Raw genomic sequence first — 20,026 nt, forward strand, 5'->3', positions numbered from 1 at the left:
GGCGGGTCGCGCCGGTGAACGCAACGACCCGCTCCGTCATCGCCGCGCTGATCAGGGACGGCCGGGTCAGGAAGGTGTTCCCGGGACCGGCCACCTCTCCCGCGCCGCTGCCCGAGCACCTGCGCGGGTGGTGTTCGTGTCGTGCTGGGGGTCCGGCGGCGCATCCTGGGCGGCGTCCGCGGCCGCTCTGCGCCGGCGGGCGCGCGTGCCGTCGCGGCGGGCCAGCAGGTCGGCCAGCAGCTTGTCCCACTTCAGGCCGATCACGTCGGGGTCGTAGCCGCGGGCCGTCTCCAGCGCACGCGCGGCCAGGTCCCTGCGCAGCCCCTCGTGCTCGATGACGCGGATGATCGAAGACGCCAGGTTGGCGTTGGTACGCGGCTTGACCAGCAGCCCGTCCACCTCGTGCGTGATCATCTCCTTGGGGCCGTGCGGGCTGTTGAAGCTCACGATGGACAGCCCCTTGGCCATCGCCTCCAGGATGGTCATCGGGAATCCTTCGTGGCGTGAGCTGAGCACGTAGATCGACGCCTTCTCCAGCGCCGCCCCCACGTCGGAGGTGGGCCCCGGCAGTTCCACCGTCTCCTGCAGGCCCAGCTCCACGACCTGCTGGGCCAGGCTCTCCTCCTGCGGCCCGGCACCGTAGATGCGCAGCTTCCAGTCGGGGTGGGCCGCCGAGACGGTCTGCCAGGCGGTGATGAGCCTGTGGAAGCCCTTGATGCGGGTCATCCTGCCGACCGCCACGGCCACCTTGGCGTCGAGCTTGGCCTGCTCGCCCGTCATAGGGGGTACGGCGTTGGGGATGCGGACCAGCTTGCGCGGCTGCTTCGGCAACATTTCCCGGTAGTCGCGCAGGTCGGCCTTGGTCAGGGTGACCAGAGCGTCGAGGCGGCGGTACCGCCACTTGATCAGTTCCTGGATCGGCTCGGCCTGGGTGCGCAGAGCCACGTGCTCCTGCCCGATGGTGATGACGCCGGGCCTGGCTAACTGGGCCATCGCGAGGTTGAGCCCTGGGCGGGTGCCCATCAGCACGCCGGTGTCGAGCGAGCGGAGGTAGCGGGTGAGTGCGAGGTCCGTCCACAGGGAGAACCGGTGGTAGGCCGTCTCTCCCTTCGGGATGAGCTTGCTCGGCAGCTTCGACAACATCGCGCGCAACGGGTTGGCGCCGGGCTTGAGCCGGTCGTCCAGATAGCGGAACCTCACGCGCGGATCGATGGGAAAGAACGGGTGCTCGCTCTCCTTCAGGATGCTCACGATCTCGACGTCGTGCTCCTTGGTGAGGTGGCTCGCCAGGTTGAACACCGTCCTGATGGTTCCGCCCATCCCGTTGGCGTGCAGCAACAGGATGCGAACCTGCCGCGTCGTGGGTGGCGGGGCCTTCCTGCCCCTGCGCCGGTCGTACCCCCGATACAGCCTGACCACGGCCGACTTACCCTTACGAGCCAGTGCGCGCACCTGACGTAATCCCCTCTGGGCCGGAAGAACTGCGAACACACGTAGCCGGTGGCGCGGGTTTCCACCCTGCCACCGGCCTTTTCATCGCGTCGGCGGAGTGCACGTTGTTCATCCCCTGTGCGCTTTCCCCACCTATGATCTTTAGACGCCATATATATGGCTAAGGTTGCACGCGCGGCTTATGCCGGATGATCTCCCAGGTCTGACGCTGACCACGCTTCGGGATGCGCTCGCCCGCGGTGCCGTCGCGGCCCTGCGGCTTCCGGTCGACGGGACAGCCGAGGCGCGGCGCCCTCGGCTGTCCGGTCATGGTGTCCGGCTCGGCGGGCGGGTGCCCCGGACCGCCCGCCGTCCGGCCAGGGTCACCCCTCGTCCGGAGCCTTTCTGGTCTCCTTCTTCGTCTCCTTGGCCTGCCTGCTCGTCTTGATGGCCTGCTTCTTCGACTTGCCGGTCTTGGCCGCGGGTTTCTTCTTCGTGTCAGCCATGGGAATCCCCCCGTGTACGGACGTGGTGCACCCCTATTAGTGCACCACGGGCGTTAATACCCAACTAACGAAGAAATCCGACATACCGCCTATCGGGCGGGACGGTCGCCCGACGGCTCCGACCACCACACGCCCTCGCCGTGCGTCAGGCCCGGCAACCGCTGCTCGGCCTCGTGCACCGCGGCCGCCGGGATCTGCCCCGCCAGCACCCACGTGGCCTCCTGCCTTCGGGTGTCGCGCAGCACGCCGCCCAGCACCGCCAACTTCCCGGTGACCGCGCCGAACGACTCCAGCGGCACCTCCGCCTCGAAGCGGTGGCACGGCTCGTACACCGTGGTGCCCGCCAGGCGCAGCGCCTTCGACAACACGATCGGGGTGCGGCCGCGGAAGTCGGCCGCGACCGTCGTCGGCGCCGCGTAGCCGGTCCTCGTGAGCGTGACCGTGACATCGGTGACCGGCCAGCCGTGCGGGCCCGCGCGCAACGCCGAGCCCACACTCTCCTCGATGGCCCGATGGAACGCGGCGGGCAGCGACCCCGGATCGACCCCCATGATGTAGGTGAGGCCCGAGCCGGGAGCGGCCGGCTCGACGCGGAGGCCCACCGTGGCCATGAACGCGTTCGGGCCGTGACGCTGGATCTCCTCGACCGCTTCGGCGGTGCCCGCGGGACGTTCGAAGTAGACGGGGCGGCTGGGCTCGAAATCGGCCTCCACCCCGAAGTCCCTGGCCAGGGTCTCGCCGATGACCTCCTTCTGCACCTCCCCGTACAGCAGGACGGAGGTGTCGCCGCCGGCCAGCGTACGGGTGGCGATCAGCGGGTCCTGCTCGGCCAGCGCGAGGAGGGCGGCGTGCAGGCGCGACTCCTGGCCGGGCACGCGGGCGCGTACGACGGTCTCCAGGCCGGGCGGCGTGAAGTGTGCCTGCCCGGCGGGGCCCGGCGCGCCCAGGTGGTCGCCGACGCGGATCTCCGGCACGCCCCGCACCTTGACGATGTCGCCCGCCGCCGCCTGCCGCTGTCTCGGGGAGCCGATGACGGTGAGCGCGGTCAGGCGGCCGGCGTACTCGTGCCTGCCGCGGTGGAAGGACAGCTGCTCGCGGGCGCGCAGGACACCCGCGCGCATCCGCAGGTAGGCGACCTTCTCGCCGGAGCGGGTGCGCTCGATCGCGAACACGCTCGCCCGCACACCCTGCCGCCTGCCGCGCTCGGGGGAGCGGCGGGTGGCGGGCAGCAGGCCGATGCCGTCGAGCAGGTCACCGATGCCCTGCCCGGTCAGCGCGGAGCCGAACAGCACCGGATGGGCCACGCCGCCGGCGCACTGCCGCGCCAGCGCCGCGCGTACCTGCCGGTCGCCGGGCGTTCCGCCGTCCACGAGAAGCTGGAGCAGCCCGTCGTCCCGCTCGGCCAGCACCTCGGCCGCCTCCTCCATGGAGGCGAGGGGCCGCGTCGTGGCGGCCGGGCCGCCGACGTCGCGCACCGTGTTGAGCGCGACGCAGTACGGCGAGAGCCGCCGCCGGATGTCGGCCAGCAGCTCCCGTTCTCTCGCGCCGGACCGGTCGATCTTGTTGACGAAGATCAACGTGGGCAGGCGCACCTTGCGCAGGGACCTCATCAGGACCCGGGTGTGCGGCTGGACGCCCTCGACGGCCGACAACACCAGAACGGCGCCGTCGAGCACGCCGAGAGCTCGTTCGACCTCGGCCACGAAGTCGGCGTGGCCCGGCGTGTCCACCACATTGACCTGCAGGTCGTCCAGGGTGAAGGAGGCGACGGCCGTGCGGATGGTGATGCCGCGACGGCGTTCGATCGCGCCGGTGTCGGTCTGGGTGCTGCCGTCGTCGACGCTGCCGAGCCGGTCGATCACGCCGGTCTCGAACAGCAGCCGCTCAGTGAGGCTGGTCTTGCCCGCGTCTACGTGCGCGAGCATGCCGATGTTCAGGATGTGCATGTGTGGTGGAGCCCTCGAGAACTCTCGTGCCGATGGGGCGCTGGGAGATTCCGAGGCGGCGCCGCATCTTGTGCTCCTGATCGTCGGCGGGTACGTGCCCGCCCATGTTGCCACCGGGCACGGCGCCCGAGCCAGCCGTTTTCCGGCCGCGCCGCGCACCGGCCGGCAGGTCAGCGGCCGGTGGATCCGTCGATCTGCTCGCGCAGGATGTCGGCGTGGCCGGCGTGCCTGCCGGTCTCCTCGATCATGTGCACCAGGACCCATCGCATCGAGGGCGCCGGCCCGGGGCGGGTGGGCCGCGGGGCGGGAAGGTCCAGATCAGGGCAGGCGTCGATGGCCTGGTTCGCTCGCTCGACGGCCTTCCGGTAGCCGGCGAGCACGCCCTCCACGGTCTCCTCGGGCGACGGCCGCATGGTCGCGCGCCAGTCGCGGACGTCCTCGCCGAGGAAGTAGAACCGTTCGACGAACGTCAGATGCTTGAGCAGCCCGAGAAGATTGGTGCCCGAGGGCACTCCGGGGGTCCGTACCCGCGGTTCCGGCACCCCCGCGACCTTGTCCGCGATCGCGTTGCGCAGGTGGTCGAGAAAACCCCGCAGGGTGGCCTTCTCGCCGGAGCCGGTCCGCGGCGGCGTGGTGTCCTTCGCCCGTGTGCTGGAGCCTCTTGCCGGCATGGGTCACTCCGTTCCGCCGGCTCGCTGGACGAGCAGGATGTGGTCGATGACGGTGGCGCTCTCACCGGCCGGTCCGGTCGCCCGGCGGCTGGGCATGTCGGCGCGCAGGACGGGCCAGCGCGCGGGGTCGAGGGCGAGTTCCGCGGAGATCTCGGCGGGCGTGGGGTGGTGGGTGCCGGGCTCCTGGTTCCATGACCAGGGCGCCGTGGAACCGTGGTCGACGATCAGCAGCAGACCGCCGGGACGCAGGGCCTCCGCGGCGGTGCGCAGGACCCGGTTGCGCAGCAGGGGGAACGGGGTGTGGAAGTACTGGGCGGAGACGAGGTCGAACGCGCCGGCGGGGAAGCTCCTGCCCAGATCGTGCTGTTCGGTGACGACCCGGTCCGCGACGCCGAGATCGCGGGCGCGTTCCCGCACCCGCCCGACGGCGGTGGCAGAGACGTCCACGGCGGTGACGTGCCAGCCCTGCCGGGCGAGCCAGATGGCGTCGCCACCGGCGCCGCACCCCAGGTCCAGGGCGGCGCCGGGGCGCAGCGGTGCGACGGTCTCGGCGAGCAGCGGGTTGACGCGCGCGTCCCAGGAGCGCCGGGCGCGGTAGTGGCGCTCCCAGAACAGCTCGGCATCCTGCCCGGCGTCCTGTTCTGCCGTGCCCCGGCCGTCACTGGCGCCGGTGGCGGGTGGTCGTTGTCGGGTGGAATCCATCAGAGATGCCCCTTCGCCGGCCGGCGTGCCGGGCGTGATCCGATACGCGCCCGCGACGCCGGCGATGTACCGGCAGCATCGCCGCCGCCGTTTCCTGCTTGCAAGAAAAGTTGCGGATCCGCATTATCGAACGATGGACAACCCTGTGGGAGACGTAATGGCGGGAGTCGGGCCGCGTCTGCGTGCCCTGCGCCGGGAGCGCGGCACCACGCTGGCGGAGCTGGCCGGCGAGACCGGCCTCACGGCGAGCACCCTGTCCCGTCTCGAGAACGGCAGGCTCCGCCCCACCCTGGAACAGCTGCTGCCGCTGGCCCGGGCGCACGGCGTGCCGCTCGACGACCTGGTCGCGGCCCCGCCCACCGGCGATCCTCGCATCCACCTGCGGCCGGTGCGGCGATCAGGGTTGGTGCTGGTGCCGCTGACCAGGCGGCCGGGCGGGATCCAGGCCTACAAGGTGATCTATCCCCCCGCCGGCCCGACGCCCACGATGAAGCTGCGGACCCACGAGGGATACGAGTGGTTCTACGTCCTCGACGGGCAGGTCAGGTTTGTGCTGGGCGAGCAGGAGTTCCTGCTCGGCGTCGGGGAGGCCGCGGAGTTCGACACCCGCATACCGCACTGCATCGGCAGCGCCGGCAGCCGGCCCGCGGAGCTGCTCACCCTGTTCGGGGCGCAGGGGGAGCGCGCCCATCTGGGACCGTCCAGGCACTGACCACCCCAGGGGGCGGCGGTCAGGGTGGTGCGGTGGTCACAGGAGGCGGAGCTGCTCGGGCTCGGCCGGCGCGGGTGGGCGGCGGGGCGGGACGCGGCGGGCCATGGCAGGGGTGGCGCGGCCGACGCCGTGGCGCTCGGCCAGCTCCTTGACCAGCCCGGTCACGCGCGCCTGGTAGGTCTTGGGCGCGTACGCACCTCTGCCGTAGAGCTCCAGGTAGCGCGGCACCAGCCGTGGGTGCTCGCGCGAGAGCCACCCCAGCCACCACTCGCGCGCCCCCGGCCGCAGGTGCAGCACGATGGGCGCGAGGTGGGTGGCGCCCGCCTCGGCGATCTCCTTGACCGTGCGCTCCAGCTGGGCGGGGGAGTCGGTGAGGTAGGGCAGGATCGGCGCCATCAGCACGCCGCAGGCGATGCCGTTGTCGTTGAGGGTGGCGCACGTCTCCAGCCGTCGCCGCGGGTGGGGCGTGCCCGCCTCGACCGCCCGCCACACGCCGGCGTCGACGAAGCCGACCGAGACGTCGGCGCTCACGTCGGTCACGCCGGCGGCCTCGGTCAGCAGGTCGAGGTCGCGCAGAATGAGCGTGCCCTTGGTGAGGACGGAGAACGGGTTGGCGGCGTCGCGCAGCGCGGCCAGGATGCCGCGCATCAACCGGTAGCGGCCCTCGGCGCGCTGGTAGCAGTCGACGTTGGTGCCCATCGCGATGTGGTGACCGCCCCAGCGGGGCGCGGCCAGCTCCTTGCGGGCCAGCTCGGCGGCGTTGACCTTGACCACGATCCTCGAGTCGAAGTCCGCTCCGGCATCCATGTCCAGATATTCGTGTGTCTTTCGGGCGAAGCAGTAGACGCAGCGATGGCTGCAGCCACGGTAGGGGTTGATCGTGTACTCGAACGGCACCCGGCTGGCCCCCGGCACCTTGTTGATGATCGACCGAGCCTGGATCTCGTAGAAGGTCATCCCCTTGAACTCGGGCGTGTCGAACGTGCGGGTGACCGCGCCGCGGGCGAACAGCGGCACGGCCGGATCGTCCTGGCCGGGCGCGGCCAGGCGCAGGTTGTCCCAGCGCATCCCATGATTAGAACAAGGATTCGAGCGTGATCGCAAATGAAAAGAGGCGGCAATTACCTGGTCGGGCGGGGGCTAATGATCTTCATGGTTGGGCAGAAACACGCCTGAAGAGCTTGCGTTCTGGAGGTGCGCCCATGGCCTGGTCGCAGGACGAGGAGCGGATGCTGGCGGAGATCGAGCAGCACCTCGTCGACGACGACCCGCGACTCGTGGCTCGGCTCGAGTCGTTCAACGAGCGGGTCCGTCGCAGCGAGGCGACGGCCCGGCGGCCACCGGGCGCCCCGCGCAGGCCGCGCCGCTCGACCGTGATCATCCTGATCAGCTGGCTGCTCATCGCGACCCTCATCGCCACCCTCCTGATCATGGTGCTCCGCCTCGACGCCGCCGCCGCGCTGGCTCTGACCACGGCCTTCTGACCCCCAGCCTGCACCCCGGCCTTCCGTTCGCCTCCCGGCCGCGCGTAGCCGGATCTGCGACGCGTCGAAGGGCGGCCCCGCCCGGACATGTGACACGCGCGCACCGCCGCGCACGGCTCGCCGTCCCGTCGCAGGTGATCGCGGGGCGTGGTGCTGCCGCCACCGGTGCGACGTCGGTCGTTCTCCTTGAGGCACTAAGCTTCCTTACTCCGATGAGGAAGTCACCGTTCGTGTCCCCGGAGGAGGGCGGGCTATGGCCGCGCAGGGCCCAAGCAGGCGTGACAGGGTCAGGCAGGCGACGCTGGCGGAGATCCGCGCGGTCGCGCGCAAGCTGCTGATCGAGCAGGGTCCGGCCGCTGTGACGATCAACGCCGTGGCCAGGGAGATGGGGATGAGCGGGCCGGCGCTCTACCACTACTTCACCGGGCACGACGAGCTGGTCGGCGCGGTGACCGCCGACTTCTTCCGCGAGCTCACGGCGGTGGTGGAGGCGGCGCGCGACTCCTGCCCGCCCGGCGAGCACGGCCGCCGGCTGCTTTCTGCGTGCCGGGCGATGCGCGGCTGGGCGGTCACGCATCAGGCGGAGTTCGGCTGGGTGTTCGCCAGCCCGATCACCGCCGGGAGGCGGCCCGACTCGCCGCGCGAGCTGGCCGGGCGCGACTTCGAGCAGGTCTTCCTCGAGGAGGTCGCCGAGCTGTGGAAGGCGCGCCCGTTCCCGGTGCCCGCGCGGGGGGAGCTGCATCCGTCCATCGCGGAGCAGTTGCGCGCGTACGCCGACTCCTCCGGGGTGGACATGCCGGTGGAGGCCGTGCACGTCTTCCTGACGTGCTGGATCAGGCTGTACGGCCTGCTCTGCATGGAGGCGCTCAACCAGCTGAGCTTCGCCTACTCCGACCTGGAGCCGGTCTTCGAGGAATGCCTGCGGGAGATGGCCCCCAGGCTCGGCCTCGACTACGACGAGGCGACCGCGTCCCGGTGACGGTCTTTACGCCTGCTACTCGTGCGCGTATATTCGTAGACGAGTAGGAGGTGGGCGGGATGGCGAAGCGGCGACGGGTCGGAAACCTGATGGCGCTCGCCGTGCTGACCGCGGTCGTCCAGCGGCCGATGCACCCCTACGAGATGGCCTCGGTCCTGCGGGCGCGCGGCAAGGACCAGGACATGCCGATCAAGTGGGGTTCCCTCTACACCGTGGTCCGCAACCTGGAGAAACACGGCCTGCTGGAGGTCGTGGAGAGCGGGCGGCAGGGCGCCAGGCCGGAGCGCACGGTCTATCGCGTCACCGACGCGGGCCGCCAGGAGGCCGACGACTGGACCCGCGAGCTGCTGTCGGTTCCCGAGCGGGAGCCGACGGCGTTCGAGGCCGGGCTGTCGGTGATGGGCGGTCTCGGTCCCGACGAGGTCGCGGCGCTGTTGCGGCAGCGGCTCGACGAGCTGCGACGCCGGATCGGCGACGACCGCGGCGCTCTGGAACATCAGAGCGGCGAGTTGCCCCGGCTCTTCCTCCTGGAGTCGGAGTACGCGCTGGCGATGCGGGAGGCCGAGGCCCGCTGGGTGAGCTCGCTGCTGGCGGAGTTCGGCGAAGGCGCGTTCCCCGGCCTGGAGGAGTGGCGCGCCTATCACCGTACGGGCCGGATGCCTCCTGACGTGGCGGAGCTCGCCGAGAGGGGCCGCACCGACTGACCAACCCAGGCCCAGGAAGGTCCGGCCGCACCAGCTGGCCCGGGCCGCCCTGCGAACCTCAGGTCCGCAGGGGAACCCGGCCGCGCCGAGCGATCCCCGGGCCTTTCCGGGAAATCCCGGGCCGCGCTGAGCGGGCGTCCGGCCGTACCACGAAAAACCGGCGGCGGTGTTGCAGCACCGCCGCCGGGAGACCTCGCACCGCAGACCCGCGAAGCGGACCCCGGCCACGAGATGGCACTCGCAACAATAGCCGGGCTCCCTTCACGGGCGGAAACCACCATGGGAGCCAAGCATGACGACCACCACCACCTCGGGCGACGTGACGTCGAAGGACGGCACCACGATCGGCTACCACCGGCTGGGCCAGGGCCCCGGCCTCGTCTTCCTGCACGGAACCATGCAGGTCGGCCGGAGCCAGATCGAGCTGGCCCAGGCGCTGTCGGACGACTTCACCTGCTACCTGGCCGACCGCCGGGGCCGCGGCGTGAGCGGCCCGTACGGCCCCGCCTACGGCGTCGAGCGGGAGGCGGAGGACCTCCACGCCCTGCTCGCGGCGACCGGCGCCCGCTACGCCGTCGGCATCAGCTCGGGAGCCATCATCGCGCTGCGGACCGCCCTCACCTCTGCGGCCCTCGACAAGATCGTGCTTTTCGAGCCCCCGCTGGACATCGCCGGCTCCAACCCGACGGACTGGCTGCCCCGCTTCGATCGCGAGATCGCCGCGGGTGACACCACGGCGGCGCTGGTCACCGGCATGCGGGCCACCCGCATGGGCCCGCCGATCTTCACGATGATGCCGCGCTTCCTGCTGGAATGGCTCACCGTCCTGGCGCAGAAGGGGCAGGAGAAGGCCGCGGCGAACGGGGAGCCGACATTCGACGAGCTCGCCCCGACGCTGCACTACGACGTCCAGGTGGTGGCCGAGACGGCCACGGCCGGCGATCCGGTGGCCTACCGGTCGGTGGACGCCGACGTGCTGCTGCTCGGCGGCTCCAGAAGCCCGGCCTACCTGCGTACGGCGCTCGACGCGCTGGAACGCGTGCTGCCGCGCGCCCGCCGGGTGGAGATGGCGGGTCTCGGTCACAGCGCCACCTGCAACGCCGACCGGCGCGGGCGGCCGGAACGGGTGGCCGCCGAGATCCGGGAGTTCCTCGCCTGAGCCCCGGCTCAGAGGCCCTTGAGGAAGGTGGCCGCCACCGGGGCGGCCACCGACCCGCCGCCGCCACCGCCCTCCACGACCACCGCGAACGCCACGTCGTCCTTGAACCCGATGAACCAGGCGTGGCTGTCGAGCTCCTCCCCGGTGCCGTATTCGGCGGTGCCGGTCTTGCCGTAGGTGCCGGCGGGCAGCCCGGCCGCCTTGGCGGTGCCCTTGGTCACCACGGCGGACATCATCGCGTGCAGGCCGTCCTTGACCCCTTCGGGCAGCTTCTGTTCCGAGGCCTTCTGCTCGAGCTCGGGCACCAGCGTCGGCGGCCGCCACGTGCCGTCGGCGATGGCGGCGGCCACCGAGGCCATCGACAGCGGGCTCGCGGTGATCCTGGCCTGCCCGAACGACTCCGCGGCCAGCTCGGCGTCGGACTCGGCCTTGGGGAAGCCGGCCTCCGTGGCCGGCACGCCGATGTTGAGCGGCTGGTTGAAGCCGACGGACTCGGCCGCCTCCAGCAGCTTGTCGGCGCCCAGCTCCCGCTGGGCCAGCGGCGCGAACGTCGTGTTGCACGAGTGGGCGAACGCGTCGAGGAACGACACCGACCCGAACTCCGCCTTGTCGGAGTTACGGATCTTCAGCCCGCCGACGGTGGCGTACTGCGGGCACGTCACCGTGTCCTCCTGCGACACCCCGGCCGCCAGCAGCCCGATCGCGGTGACCGCCTTGAAGGTCGAGCCGGGCGGGTAGCGGCCGTCCAGCGCCCGGTTGAAGCCGCCCTTGTTGTTGACCACGGACAGGATCTCGCCGGTCGACGCCTTGATCGCCACCATCGACGCGGGCTTCTCGATGTCCTTGACCGCGTCGACCGCGGCGGCCTGCACCGTTGGGTCGAGCGTCGTGCGCAAGGGCTCGCCGTCCTTGCCCTCGATGGTCTCCAGGGTCTTGCCACCGAGCATGATCTCCGTGGAGGGCGTGCCGGCCAGCTGCTTCTGGAACGTCCTCTGCAGTCCGTGGTGCCCGATGGTCTGCCCGGGTCTGTAGGCGGAGCCGAGCTTGGCGGCGTCTTTCTTGGAGGCCTTGTCGAGATAGCCGACGAGCTGCTGCACCGAACCGCCGACCGTGCCGGTGTCGATGCGCCCGCCCTCGGCGTCGGTGATCTCGGCGCGCTCGGGCCAGCGGGTCTTCACCTCGAACGACGCCCCTTCGGTCATCGACGGGTGCAGCGTCGTGGGCTTCCAGTCGACCTTCCAGGTGCGGTCGGCCACCTTGAGGTCGATCTCGCCCTCGTAGACCCAGGTGCCGATGTCCTTCAGCGTCAGGGTCGCGGTGTAGGGGGCGCTGGCCCGGTCGTCGCCCTCGGTGACCTGGCCCAGCCGGATCACGGTCGACTCCACCGCGAGCGCCTCGCGTTGCTGGTCGTACGCGCTGAACTGCTGCGGTGTGGCCAGTTCGGCCGCCATGGCGGCCTTGTCGCCCGCCTGCCACGCGGCGGCGAAGCGCTGCGCCGTCTCGGCGGGCGTGCCCCTGGTGTGCAGCACGTAGTAGGCGCCGCCGCCCGCGGCCCCCACCGCGAGCACGGCGGCGACGGACACGATCGCGATCGTACGACCCCGCGCCACTGATCAGCCCCCTCGTCATCGACGCCGGACGGCCCGGCTCATGGTGTGCCGTTGGCGGCGGCCTTGAGGCTCGACGCGTAGGCCGGCACGTATTCCTGCCCCGACAGCTGCTGGATGGCCGCCATGATCTCGTCGGTCACCCGGCGGCGGTCACGGGCCTTGGTGTGGTCGCCGTCGAAGCGCATGGGCGCCCCGATGGCGATGCCGATCCGCGCGGGCCTCGGCACCGACGTCCCGGGCGGCAGCACCTTCTCGGTGCCGCTGAGCGCCACGGGCAGCACGGGGGCGCCCGTCTTGAGCGTCAGCCAGGCCACGCCGACCTTGCCGCGGTAGAGGCGGCCGTCGGGGGAGCGGGTGCCCTCGGGATGGATGCCGAACAACTCGCCCCGTCCCAGCAGCGCGGCGGCCTCGTCGAGCATGACCTGGGCGGCGTGCGCGCTCTCGCGGTCGATCGGCAGGCTCCCGCCCAGCCGCATGAAGAACCCGGAGACCGGGTTGCCGTCGAAGTACTCGTTCTTGGCGGTGAACGTCACGTGGCGCGGCAGCAGCGCGGGCAGCAGGAACGAGTCGAGCACCGACAGGTGGTTGGCGGCCAGGATCGCGGGCCCGCTCCTCGGCACGTGGGCCGCACCGGTGACATGCGGCCGGCACATGGCGTGTGCCAGTGGCGCGGCGGCGAACTTGACCACTTCGTACAGCAACGAGCACTCCTGCGATCATCGGGCGGTCGGCCAACCCACCATAAAGCAGGCGCCCCGCCGGTGGGCGGGACGCCTGGAAAAGCTGTTAAGGCCGATGTGGCGGTCGCCTCCTCGGCGAGATGCACAACACGGCTCCAGCCGAACGGTATTCCGTGAAGGCGGTAATTTGCGGCCCGGGGGACACAGACCACATCGGCCTTTCGATGCTAACGGACATCCGGCGACACGAATTCCATACGCCCCCAAGAATCGGTCACGTTCTCGTCCAATGTGGTTGCGCCACGTCGAAGACCCGCTGCTCACGGCCACGCAGCGCCACCTCCGCGAACTGCCACAAAATTGCCCCGGTCGGCGCGTGGATCACGATCGAGGGGCCGAGCGGCATCTGCAGCAGCTTCCCCTCCCAGCGCGGAACCCCCGGCGCGAGGAACCGCTCCAGCGGCACCGCGTGCACCGAGGCCACCTCGCGCGGGTCGGCCACCGGCTCCTGCCGGCCGCCGAACGCCACCACCGGCGTGATCACGAATCCGGAGTCGGTGACGAAGTCGTCGAGCAGCCCGGCCACCTCGACCCCGGTGACGCCGGTCTCCTCGGCCAGCTCGCGCAGCGCCGCGTCCACCGGCCGCTCGCCGTCGTCGAGCCGCCCGCCGGGCAGCGCCCACTGCCCTGGGTTGCGGCCGTGCGGCGCCCGCCTGATCAGGATCGTGTACGGGCGGCGCTCGGCGTCCTCCAGCACGCACACGGTGACGGCGGCCCTGCGCACCCCGCCGACCGGCGGCACCTGCCTGCGGTCGAAGGCGGCCAGGTGGGCGATGATCTGCTCGCGCAGCACGTCGATGGGCGACAGCACGCCACCAGGATCTCACGGCGCGTGTGACGCGCGCGGGACCATGACGACCTGGGCGCCGGCGGCGCGCGGCGTCAGGCGTACATGCTGCTCATGACCACGATGCCGAGCACGAAGCCCAGGATCATCCCCACCCCTGCGGCGACGGCGGCCCACTTGCCCAGCGGCTCGCCGCGCGTGTGGCCGACGATGCCGAGCACGATGCCGGCCAGGCCGAACAGGATCGGGACGAACAGCACGGCCACCGCGGCGCAGACGAACCCGATGATCGACAGCACCTGGGTGGCCGGCCGCGGCTGATGGGGCGGTTGAGAGTAGGGCGGTGGCTGCGACCACGGGGCCGGAGGCTCGTCGCCGTGGGGCGGTTCGGAGGACGTCGTCACTGCGCTGGCTCCTCTCGGAGGCGTGAAACACATCACACCTCGCTACGGCGGCCCTGTCGAGCCGGTGAGCCGGATCGGCATTCCCGCGGCTGCAGCGGGTGGGGTGAGCTGGGGAGGCAGCGGACGCGCGTGCACGACGTCGAGCCGGGAGACGGCCCGGGTGAGGGCGACGTACAGGCGGTTCAGCCCGCGCGGCTCCGCCTCGGCGATGGCGGCGGGCTCGGCCACGATCACGTGGTCGTACTCCAGTCCCTTGGCCATGGCGGCGGGCAGCACGGTCAGCCGCTCGCCCGCGTCGAGGCCCTCGTCCCGCAGCGCCGACGCGAGCTCCTCCACGTCCGAGCCGGCCGCGATCACCCCGATCGAGCCCTCGAACGCCAGCGCCTCGCGCACCGCCGCCACCACGCCCCTGGCCGGCGTCGCCACCCGGGTCACCCGCAGCCGCCCGTCGGCGCGGTACGAGCGCGTCGCGGGCACCTCTGCGTCGAGCGCCGCGAGCAGCGTGTTGGCCAGGTCGACCACCGCCGCGGGCACCCTGAAGCCGGTGGTCAGGGCGACGATCCGGGCGTCCGGCTTGCCGAACAGCTCCATGCGCTCCCGCCACGAGGTGGCGGCCCACGGGGTGGTGCCCTGGGCGAGGTCGCCGAGCACGGTCAGCGAGCCGTGCTCGCTGCGCCTGGCCACCGCCCGGCACTCCATGGGCGACAGGTCCTGGGCCTCGTCCACGATGACGTGCCCGTAGCCGCGCGGGCGCTCGATGAGCGCGGCGAGCTCGTCGAGCAGCAGCAGGTCGGCGGCCGACCACGTGGCGCTCCTGACGCTGCGGGGCGGCCTGTTCCAGGTGATGGCGGCGCGCTCGGCGTCCGACAGCACGCCGGCGGCAGGGTCCGGGCCGGCGGCGGGGCCGCGCAGCAGCTCGTACAGGACCTCCACGGGCTTGGCGGCGGGCCAGAGCACGTCGAGCGACGAGGTGACGGCGCGGCCGATCCTGCGGAGCCAGGCCGCGTTCGGCGTCCGCCCGCGGGTCTCGGCCTGCCGCCGGATCGACTCGACCACCCTCGCGCGCACGCGTTCCCGCCCCACGGCGTACGGGAGCGACTCGCGCCGGGTGTCGTCGACGAAGCGGCGCAGTTCGTCCTCGTACACCCGCCACCGGTAGGAGCCGTCGGGCACCACGACCGGCTCGGCCGGCCTGCTGATCCGGCCGTACAGGGCCTTGCGCAGGACCTTCGCCATCCGGGCGTCATGCTTGACGGCGGCGGCCTCCTCGCTGTCGGTCGCGGTGACGGGCAGCGCGCCGAGCAGCCGCCCCAGTGTGGTCTGCTCGACGTCCACCTCGCCGAGCGCGGGCAGGACGGCGGAGATGTAGCCGAGGAAGGCCCGGTTGGGGCCGAGCACCAGCACGCCCGAGCGTTCGAGGCGCCGGCGGTGCGCGTACAGCAGGAAGGCGGCCCGGTGCAGCCCGACCGCGGTCTTGCCGGTGCCGGGGGCGCCCTGGACGCAGATCGAGGTGTCCAGGGCGGCGCGTACGAGGTCGTCCTGCTCGGGCTGGATGGTGGCGACGATGTCGCGCATGGGGCCCACGCGGGGGCGTTCGATCTCGGCGGCGAGGATCCTGCTCCCGCCTTCCTCGCCCTGTTCGAGGCGCTCGTCCTCGAAGCTCGTCAGGGTGGTGCCCGACCAGCCGAAGCGGCGGCGCACCGCGACGCCCTGGGGGTCGCGGGCGCCGGCCCGGTAGAAGGCCCTGGCGACGGGCGCGCGCCAGTCGATCACCACGGGCGGGCCGCCGTGCTCGCCGGTGATGTGGCGCCTGCCGATGTGGTAGGCGCGGCCGCGGTGCTCGGCCGAGCCCGCCCCGAAGTCGAGCCGGCCGAAGAAGGGCGGCCCGTCGGGCTCCTCGTCGAGCTCCTTGACCAGGCTCTTGAGGCGGCGTCCCAGCCGTTCCGCGCTGTAGCTGTTTCCGGTCACGGCCTCGCCGACGATCACGTTGTCGCGCGCGCCCTGCACCATCCTGCGCAGTCCGGCCCTGCACTCTTCGACGTACCGTCTCTCGTCGTCGAGCGTGCCCATCGCACCCCCAAAGTGTTAACTCGGTTAAGAGATTAACCAGGTTAACACTTTGGTAGGGTGTGCTCATGACGGGACTGCGAGAGCTTCAGCGGCAGCGGGTGCACGACGCCATCTCGACGGCGGCCATCGCGCTCTTCCTGGAGCGCGGCTTCGACGAGGTGCCCGTGACGGAGATCGCGGCGGCGGCCGGGGTGTCGAAGCCGACGCTGTTCAAATACTTCCCGACCAAGGAGGACCTCGCCCTCCACCGCCTCGCCGACCACCGGGGGGAGTCGGCGCGCGTGGTGCGGCGGCGCGCGGAGGGCGAGGGGGCGGTGCGGGCGCTGCGCCGCCACTTCCTCGACGGGCTCGCCCGGCACGACCCCGTCACCGGGCTCAACGACGACCCCGAGGTGGTGGCCTACCACCGGATGGTGTTCTTCACGCCCAGCCTGGCGGCGCGGTTGTTGCAGCACATGGCGCAGGAAGAGCGGGCGCTCGCCGAGGCGCTGGCCGAGACGGCCGACGACCTCACCGCGGGCCTGCTCGCGGGGCAGGTGCTGGCCACGCAGCGGGTGCTGGCCCGGCGCACCTGGGAGCAGCTGGCCGGCGGCCGGCCGCTCGGGGAGGTCGAGCCCGAGGCGGTTCGCGCGGCCGAGCGGGCGTTCTCGCTGCTTCCCGCGCTGTGACCCGCGCGCGGGCTCACCCGGTCACGGCCGGCGGCGGGGCCGCCAGCCAGGTCTCGTGCAGGTGCAGCCAGTCCAGGCCCGCGCCGCGCCGGAACACCACCGTCGCCCGGCGCCCCTGCGCGTCCGGTGGCGGCGCGGGCCCGCCGGGAGCCGTCCCGTGCCATTCCTCGTAGGTCGCCACCACGAGATCGCCCGACCCGGCCACCACGCGGACGTCGCGGATGGTGATCCTGAGATCCGGCGCGCTGCCGTGGGAGCCCTCCACCCAGGCCACGACCTCCTTCCGCGCGATCGCCACCCCGTCGGGGCCGACCAGGGTGAAGTCCGGTGCGAGCGCCCCGGCGAAGGGCGCGAAGTCCGCCCGGTCGGCCGCTCCGGTCAGCCACGCCTCGATCACCCGGTGCAGGCGGATCACCTCGCGCTCGGCGTTCGTCATGACAGACCCCTGGCGGCGATCCACTCGCGCAGCGGCGTGAGGGACATGCCCAGCCGCTCACCGGCGTCGTGGGCGGTGGCGAAGAAGCCGTCCGTGTCGCGGATCCACCGGTAGGTGCCGGCGACCCCGGCGGCCGTCGGCGCGCCCGCCATCCGCGCCAGGTCCGCCTCGAACGCGTCCACGTCCTGCTCCTCGTAGCGCACCTGAGCTCCGAACGCCGCCGCCAGCTCGTGCCCCGTCAGCGCCTGCGGCCCGCCCACGTCCAGCGTGAGCCCGTCCAGCCCGTCCCGCGTGAGCGCCGCGGCCGTCACCGCGCCCAGGTCGTCGTGCGTCAGCCACGGTACGGCGACCCGCGCGGGGACGGGGTAACGCAGCACGCCCGAGCTCGCCAGCGGGCCGGACACCCAGGGCGCCAGCAGGTTGTCGGCGTACAGGGGCGGGCGCAGCACCACCACCGGAAGCCCGCTGCCCAGCAGGGTCGCGGCCGCGCTCGCGCGCGTGTCGAACGCGGCCACGCCCGTGTCGCGGCCGGGCAGCCGGTTGCCCGTGTTGAACACCAGCCGCCGCACCCCGCCGGCCCGGGCGCCGCCGATCACGTGGCGCACGTAGGCGGAGACCGTGGCGGGGTCGAACTCCATGGGCAGCGACACCGACGCGTGCGTCACCCCGTCGAACGCCTCCTTCACCCGCCCCGCGTCCCCGAGGTCGCCGGGGAAGGGTCGCACCCCTTCAGGGACGTTCGCGGTGCGGGAGAAGCCGCGGACCTCGTGCCCCGCCGCGACCAGCCGGCGGGCGACCGCGCCGCCTTGGGCGCCCGAGGCGCCGATCACCAGGAATCTCATGGGCTCCATCCTTCCGGCGTGCGGCAGTACGCTCTATAAAAGGACATCTCACGATATTTAAGGATCGTCCGGTGGATGGTGACCTGTTGAGCGAGCTGCTGGGACCGCTCCGCCTGCGCGGGGTGTTCCGCAGCCGCTGGACGGCCCGCGCGCCGTGGGGCGTGACGGGCGAGCGGGAAGACTGCGCCCTGCTGCACTACATCAGCGAAGGCACGTGCACGGTGGAGCTGCCGGGGGCCGAGCCGGTGCTGCTGGGCGCGGGGGAGCTGGCGGTCTTCCCGCACGGCGCGGGCCACCGGCTCGGCGACGCCACCGGCGGCCCCGCCGTGCCGCTGGACAGCCTGCTCCCCGGGCGGGAGCCGGGCCTGGCGCGCAGGGTGTCGATCGACGGTCCTGGACCGCTGACCGCCGTGCTCTGCGGCGGGCTGCACTACGACGCCGCCGCCGCGGCCCCGCTCTACCGGGCGCTGCCGCAGATGCTCGTACTGGACCGGGCGGCGATCGACGGTGAGCCGCTGCTCGGCGACATGCTGGACCGGCTGTCCGGCGGCTGGGACGGCGGGGAGCCCGGGCTGGAGATCGTCGCGTTGCGCGCCTTCGAGCTGGCCTTCGTGCTCGCCCTGCGCGCGGCCCTCGCGAACCTGTCCGAGGGCGAGCCGATCCTGCGCGCCCTGCGGCATCCGGCCGTCGGGGCGGCGCTGCTGGCCGTGCAGACCAGGTTCGCCGAGCCCTGGACGGTGGAGTCGCTGGCCGAGGAGTCGGGACTGTCGCGCTCGGCGTTCGCGGCGGCCTTCCGCGAGCTCGTCGGCGAGGCGCCGATGCGGCACCTGACCGCCCGCAGGATGCAGGAGGCCGCGCGGCTCCTCGCCGAGAGCACCCTCCCGCACAGCCGGATCGCGCGGCGCGTCGGTTATCGGTCGGCGGTCGGCTTTCACCTGGCCTTCAAGCAATGGCATGGTTCGACGCCCGGCGAATATCGCAAGAACGCCGACGCCCGCGCAGGCGGGAAAAGGTGACCGGCTCGGTCAGGCGAGAGGGCGGGGGGCGGGCAGGCGGAGGCGGTCGACGGCGTCGCGGCGGGTCTTCTCCGGGCGGCGGTCGTAGCGGGCCGTCGTGGCGGGGGAGGAGTGGCCCACCAGAGCCTGGGCCGTCGCCAGGTCCACCCCGGCGTCCAGCAGCTCGCCGATGAACGTACGGCGGAAATCGTGCGCCGTACGCCGCGACGCGCCCGCCTCCCCGAACCGGCGGGCCAGGATGTCGGCGATGCCCTGCCCGGTCAGCCGCACCGGCCTGCCGTCGCGCCGCCGCAGGGTGCCGTACTTGCTGATCGGGCTGAACAGCGCCCCCGAGCTGGTCCCGCGGATCGCCAGCCACCGCTCGACGAGCCCGATCGCCTCCGCCGTCAGATAGACGAGGCGCTCCTTGTCGCGCTTGCCGCGCACCCGCAGGGACCGGGCGCCGGGGTCGTAGTCGGCCAGCGCCAGGCCCGAGAGCTCGGCCCGGCGGCAGCCGGTGGAGTAGAGGACGGCGATCAGCGCCGCGTCGCGCACCCCGGCCGGGGAGTCGTCGCAGGCCGACAGGGCCGCCCCGACCACTTCGGGCGGAACGTGGTGCCCGGTGGGCAGCCGGCTCTGGCGTACGGGAGCGAGGTCCGAGGCGCGGGCGAAGTCCTCGGCGCTGGTCTGGCCGAGCCGCCACGCCTCCTTCAGCACCCGCCGCAGCGCCACCAGGTGCTTGTTGACGTACGCCGCCGACCAGCCCTGGTCGGTGAGCATCGTGCGGATGCGGACGGTGTGCTCGTAGCGCAGCAGGTGCCACGGCTGGCCCGCGCCCGTGGCGCTCTCGTCGCCGGTGAGCAGCCGAGCCAGCCGGTCGAGGCAGCCGCGCATGGTGCGGCGCGACTCGGGGCTGGTGAGCGAGTCGAGATAGACGTGGTAGGGGTCGCGCGCCGGCTCGACCGGCAGCGCCGCGGCATCGGGCACGGCAGGCAGGCTCACCGGGCCGATCTTACGGCCCCTCCGTCCACGAGCCCATCCAGGCGCGGGGGGGGGGGGGGGGGGGGGGGGGGGGGGGGGGTGTTGGGGGGGGGGGGGGGGGGGGGGGGGGGGGGGGCAGGGGGGGGGGGGGGGGGGGGTTGCCCACCGACGGGTTGTGGGCCACCCCCCCCTTGTCGCG

At 72.6% G+C, this 20,026-nt stretch carries 21 protein-coding genes; 7 read left to right on the top strand and 14 right to left on the bottom strand.

Annotated elements, in window-relative coordinates; translation table 11 throughout:
- Positions 1-66: 66 nt before the first annotated feature.
- The 5 genes from ACZ6SA_RS36140 to ACZ6SA_RS36160 all read right to left on the bottom strand — a co-directional run bounded on the left by ACZ6SA_RS36140 (position 67) and on the right by ACZ6SA_RS36160 (position 5,256).
- The gene (locus ACZ6SA_RS36140; protein ID WP_465833263.1) at positions 67-1,419 is read right to left on the bottom strand and encodes a glycosyltransferase family 4 protein; all 1,353 of its coding nucleotides are present in this window, start codon (positions 1,417-1,419) and stop codon (positions 67-69) included.
- Between the two features lie 395 nt (positions 1,420-1,814).
- Complete coding sequence (locus ACZ6SA_RS36145; RefSeq protein ID WP_281284160.1) at positions 1,815-1,937, bottom strand: hypothetical protein; 123 nt, start codon at positions 1,935-1,937, stop codon at positions 1,815-1,817.
- 89 nt (positions 1,938-2,026) lie between these two features.
- Positions 2,027-3,883: a GTP-binding protein gene (locus ACZ6SA_RS36150; protein WP_465833265.1), complete on the bottom strand. Its 1,857-nt coding sequence runs from the start codon at positions 3,881-3,883 to the stop codon at positions 2,027-2,029.
- A gap of 170 nt (positions 3,884-4,053) precedes the next feature.
- Positions 4,054-4,554: a DinB family protein gene (locus tag ACZ6SA_RS36155; protein WP_347644539.1), complete on the bottom strand. Its 501-nt coding sequence runs from the start codon at positions 4,552-4,554 to the stop codon at positions 4,054-4,056.
- A gap of 3 nt (positions 4,555-4,557) precedes the next feature.
- A complete protein-coding gene (locus tag ACZ6SA_RS36160; RefSeq protein WP_465833268.1) occupies positions 4,558-5,256 on the bottom strand; it encodes a class I SAM-dependent methyltransferase in 699 nt (232 codons plus the stop codon).
- 133 nt (positions 5,257-5,389) lie between these two features.
- Between ACZ6SA_RS36160 and ACZ6SA_RS36165 the strand changes: the two genes are divergently transcribed.
- Positions 5,390-5,968 carry a helix-turn-helix domain-containing protein gene (locus tag ACZ6SA_RS36165; RefSeq protein WP_347644537.1) on the top strand — a complete coding sequence of 193 codons (579 nt, stop codon included), beginning with the start codon at positions 5,390-5,392 and terminating at the stop codon, positions 5,966-5,968.
- A gap of 36 nt (positions 5,969-6,004) precedes the next feature.
- On the opposite strand, the gene ACZ6SA_RS36170 is transcribed toward ACZ6SA_RS36165, so the two are convergent.
- Complete coding sequence (locus tag ACZ6SA_RS36170) at positions 6,005-7,036, bottom strand: Rv2578c family radical SAM protein (protein ID WP_347644536.1); 1,032 nt, start codon at positions 7,034-7,036, stop codon at positions 6,005-6,007.
- Positions 7,037-7,170: 134 nt separating this feature from the next.
- Between ACZ6SA_RS36170 and ACZ6SA_RS36175 the strand changes: the two genes are divergently transcribed.
- From ACZ6SA_RS36175 to ACZ6SA_RS36190, 4 genes are all read left to right on the top strand, one after another.
- Entirely contained in the window at positions 7,171-7,452 is a 282-nt protein-coding gene (locus ACZ6SA_RS36175; protein WP_347644535.1) for a DUF3040 domain-containing protein, read from the top strand.
- Between the two features lie 253 nt (positions 7,453-7,705).
- Positions 7,706-8,431 carry a TetR/AcrR family transcriptional regulator gene (locus tag ACZ6SA_RS36180; RefSeq protein WP_465833271.1) on the top strand — a complete coding sequence of 242 codons (726 nt, stop codon included), beginning with the start codon at positions 7,706-7,708 and terminating at the stop codon, positions 8,429-8,431.
- Positions 8,432-8,490: 59 nt separating this feature from the next.
- Entirely contained in the window at positions 8,491-9,135 is a 645-nt protein-coding gene (locus tag ACZ6SA_RS36185; RefSeq protein ID WP_465833273.1) for a PadR family transcriptional regulator, read from the top strand.
- A gap of 292 nt (positions 9,136-9,427) precedes the next feature.
- Positions 9,428-10,294, top strand: coding sequence for an alpha/beta fold hydrolase (locus ACZ6SA_RS36190; protein ID WP_465833275.1), 867 nt, complete (start codon positions 9,428-9,430; stop codon positions 10,292-10,294).
- A gap of 8 nt (positions 10,295-10,302) precedes the next feature.
- Here the strand turns inward: ACZ6SA_RS36190 and ACZ6SA_RS36195 are convergent, their stop codons facing one another.
- The 5 genes from ACZ6SA_RS36195 to ACZ6SA_RS36215 all read right to left on the bottom strand — a co-directional run bounded on the left by ACZ6SA_RS36195 (position 10,303) and on the right by ACZ6SA_RS36215 (position 15,905).
- Positions 10,303-11,877: a penicillin-binding transpeptidase domain-containing protein gene (locus ACZ6SA_RS36195; RefSeq protein ID WP_465833277.1), complete on the bottom strand. Its 1,575-nt coding sequence runs from the start codon at positions 11,875-11,877 to the stop codon at positions 10,303-10,305.
- A 65-nt stretch (positions 11,878-11,942) separates the two neighbouring features.
- Entirely contained in the window at positions 11,943-12,605 is a 663-nt protein-coding gene (locus ACZ6SA_RS36200; protein ID WP_347644530.1) for a lysophospholipid acyltransferase family protein, read from the bottom strand.
- Between the two features lie 253 nt (positions 12,606-12,858).
- A complete protein-coding gene (locus ACZ6SA_RS36205) occupies positions 12,859-13,455 on the bottom strand; it encodes an NUDIX hydrolase (RefSeq protein WP_347644529.1) in 597 nt (198 codons plus the stop codon).
- 71 nt (positions 13,456-13,526) lie between these two features.
- Entirely contained in the window at positions 13,527-13,835 is a 309-nt protein-coding gene (locus tag ACZ6SA_RS36210) for a hypothetical protein (protein ID WP_443153327.1), read from the bottom strand.
- Positions 13,836-13,877: 42 nt separating this feature from the next.
- Entirely contained in the window at positions 13,878-15,905 is a 2,028-nt protein-coding gene (locus tag ACZ6SA_RS36215) for a HelD family protein (RefSeq protein WP_465833280.1), read from the bottom strand.
- Positions 15,906-15,970: 65 nt separating this feature from the next.
- On the opposite strand from ACZ6SA_RS36215, the gene ACZ6SA_RS36220 reads away from it, so the two are divergent.
- On the top strand, positions 15,971-16,573 hold the full coding sequence (locus tag ACZ6SA_RS36220; protein WP_465833282.1) for a TetR family transcriptional regulator: 603 nt from the start codon (positions 15,971-15,973) through the stop codon (positions 16,571-16,573).
- A 13-nt stretch (positions 16,574-16,586) separates the two neighbouring features.
- On the opposite strand, the gene ACZ6SA_RS36225 is transcribed toward ACZ6SA_RS36220, so the two are convergent.
- Together ACZ6SA_RS36225 and ACZ6SA_RS36230 are read right to left on the bottom strand one after the other, a co-directional pair.
- Positions 16,587-17,009, bottom strand: coding sequence for a nuclear transport factor 2 family protein (locus ACZ6SA_RS36225; protein ID WP_465833284.1), 423 nt, complete (start codon positions 17,007-17,009; stop codon positions 16,587-16,589).
- The gene (locus tag ACZ6SA_RS36230) at positions 17,006-17,851 is read right to left on the bottom strand and encodes an SDR family oxidoreductase (protein WP_465833286.1); all 846 of its coding nucleotides are present in this window, start codon (positions 17,849-17,851) and stop codon (positions 17,006-17,008) included. The genes ACZ6SA_RS36225 and ACZ6SA_RS36230 overlap by 4 nt, the downstream gene beginning before the upstream one ends.
- Before the next feature lie 71 nt (positions 17,852-17,922).
- Between ACZ6SA_RS36230 and ACZ6SA_RS36235 the strand changes: the two genes are divergently transcribed.
- Positions 17,923-18,867: an AraC family transcriptional regulator gene (locus ACZ6SA_RS36235; protein WP_465833288.1), complete on the top strand. Its 945-nt coding sequence runs from the start codon at positions 17,923-17,925 to the stop codon at positions 18,865-18,867.
- Between the two features lie 9 nt (positions 18,868-18,876).
- On the opposite strand, the gene ACZ6SA_RS36240 is transcribed toward ACZ6SA_RS36235, so the two are convergent.
- Positions 18,877-19,848, bottom strand: coding sequence for a tyrosine-type recombinase/integrase (locus tag ACZ6SA_RS36240; RefSeq protein WP_347644520.1), 972 nt, complete (start codon positions 19,846-19,848; stop codon positions 18,877-18,879).
- Positions 19,849-20,026 lie beyond the last annotated feature (178 nt).

The sequence above is a fragment of the Nonomuraea sp. NPDC049378 genome (assembly GCF_055586745.1).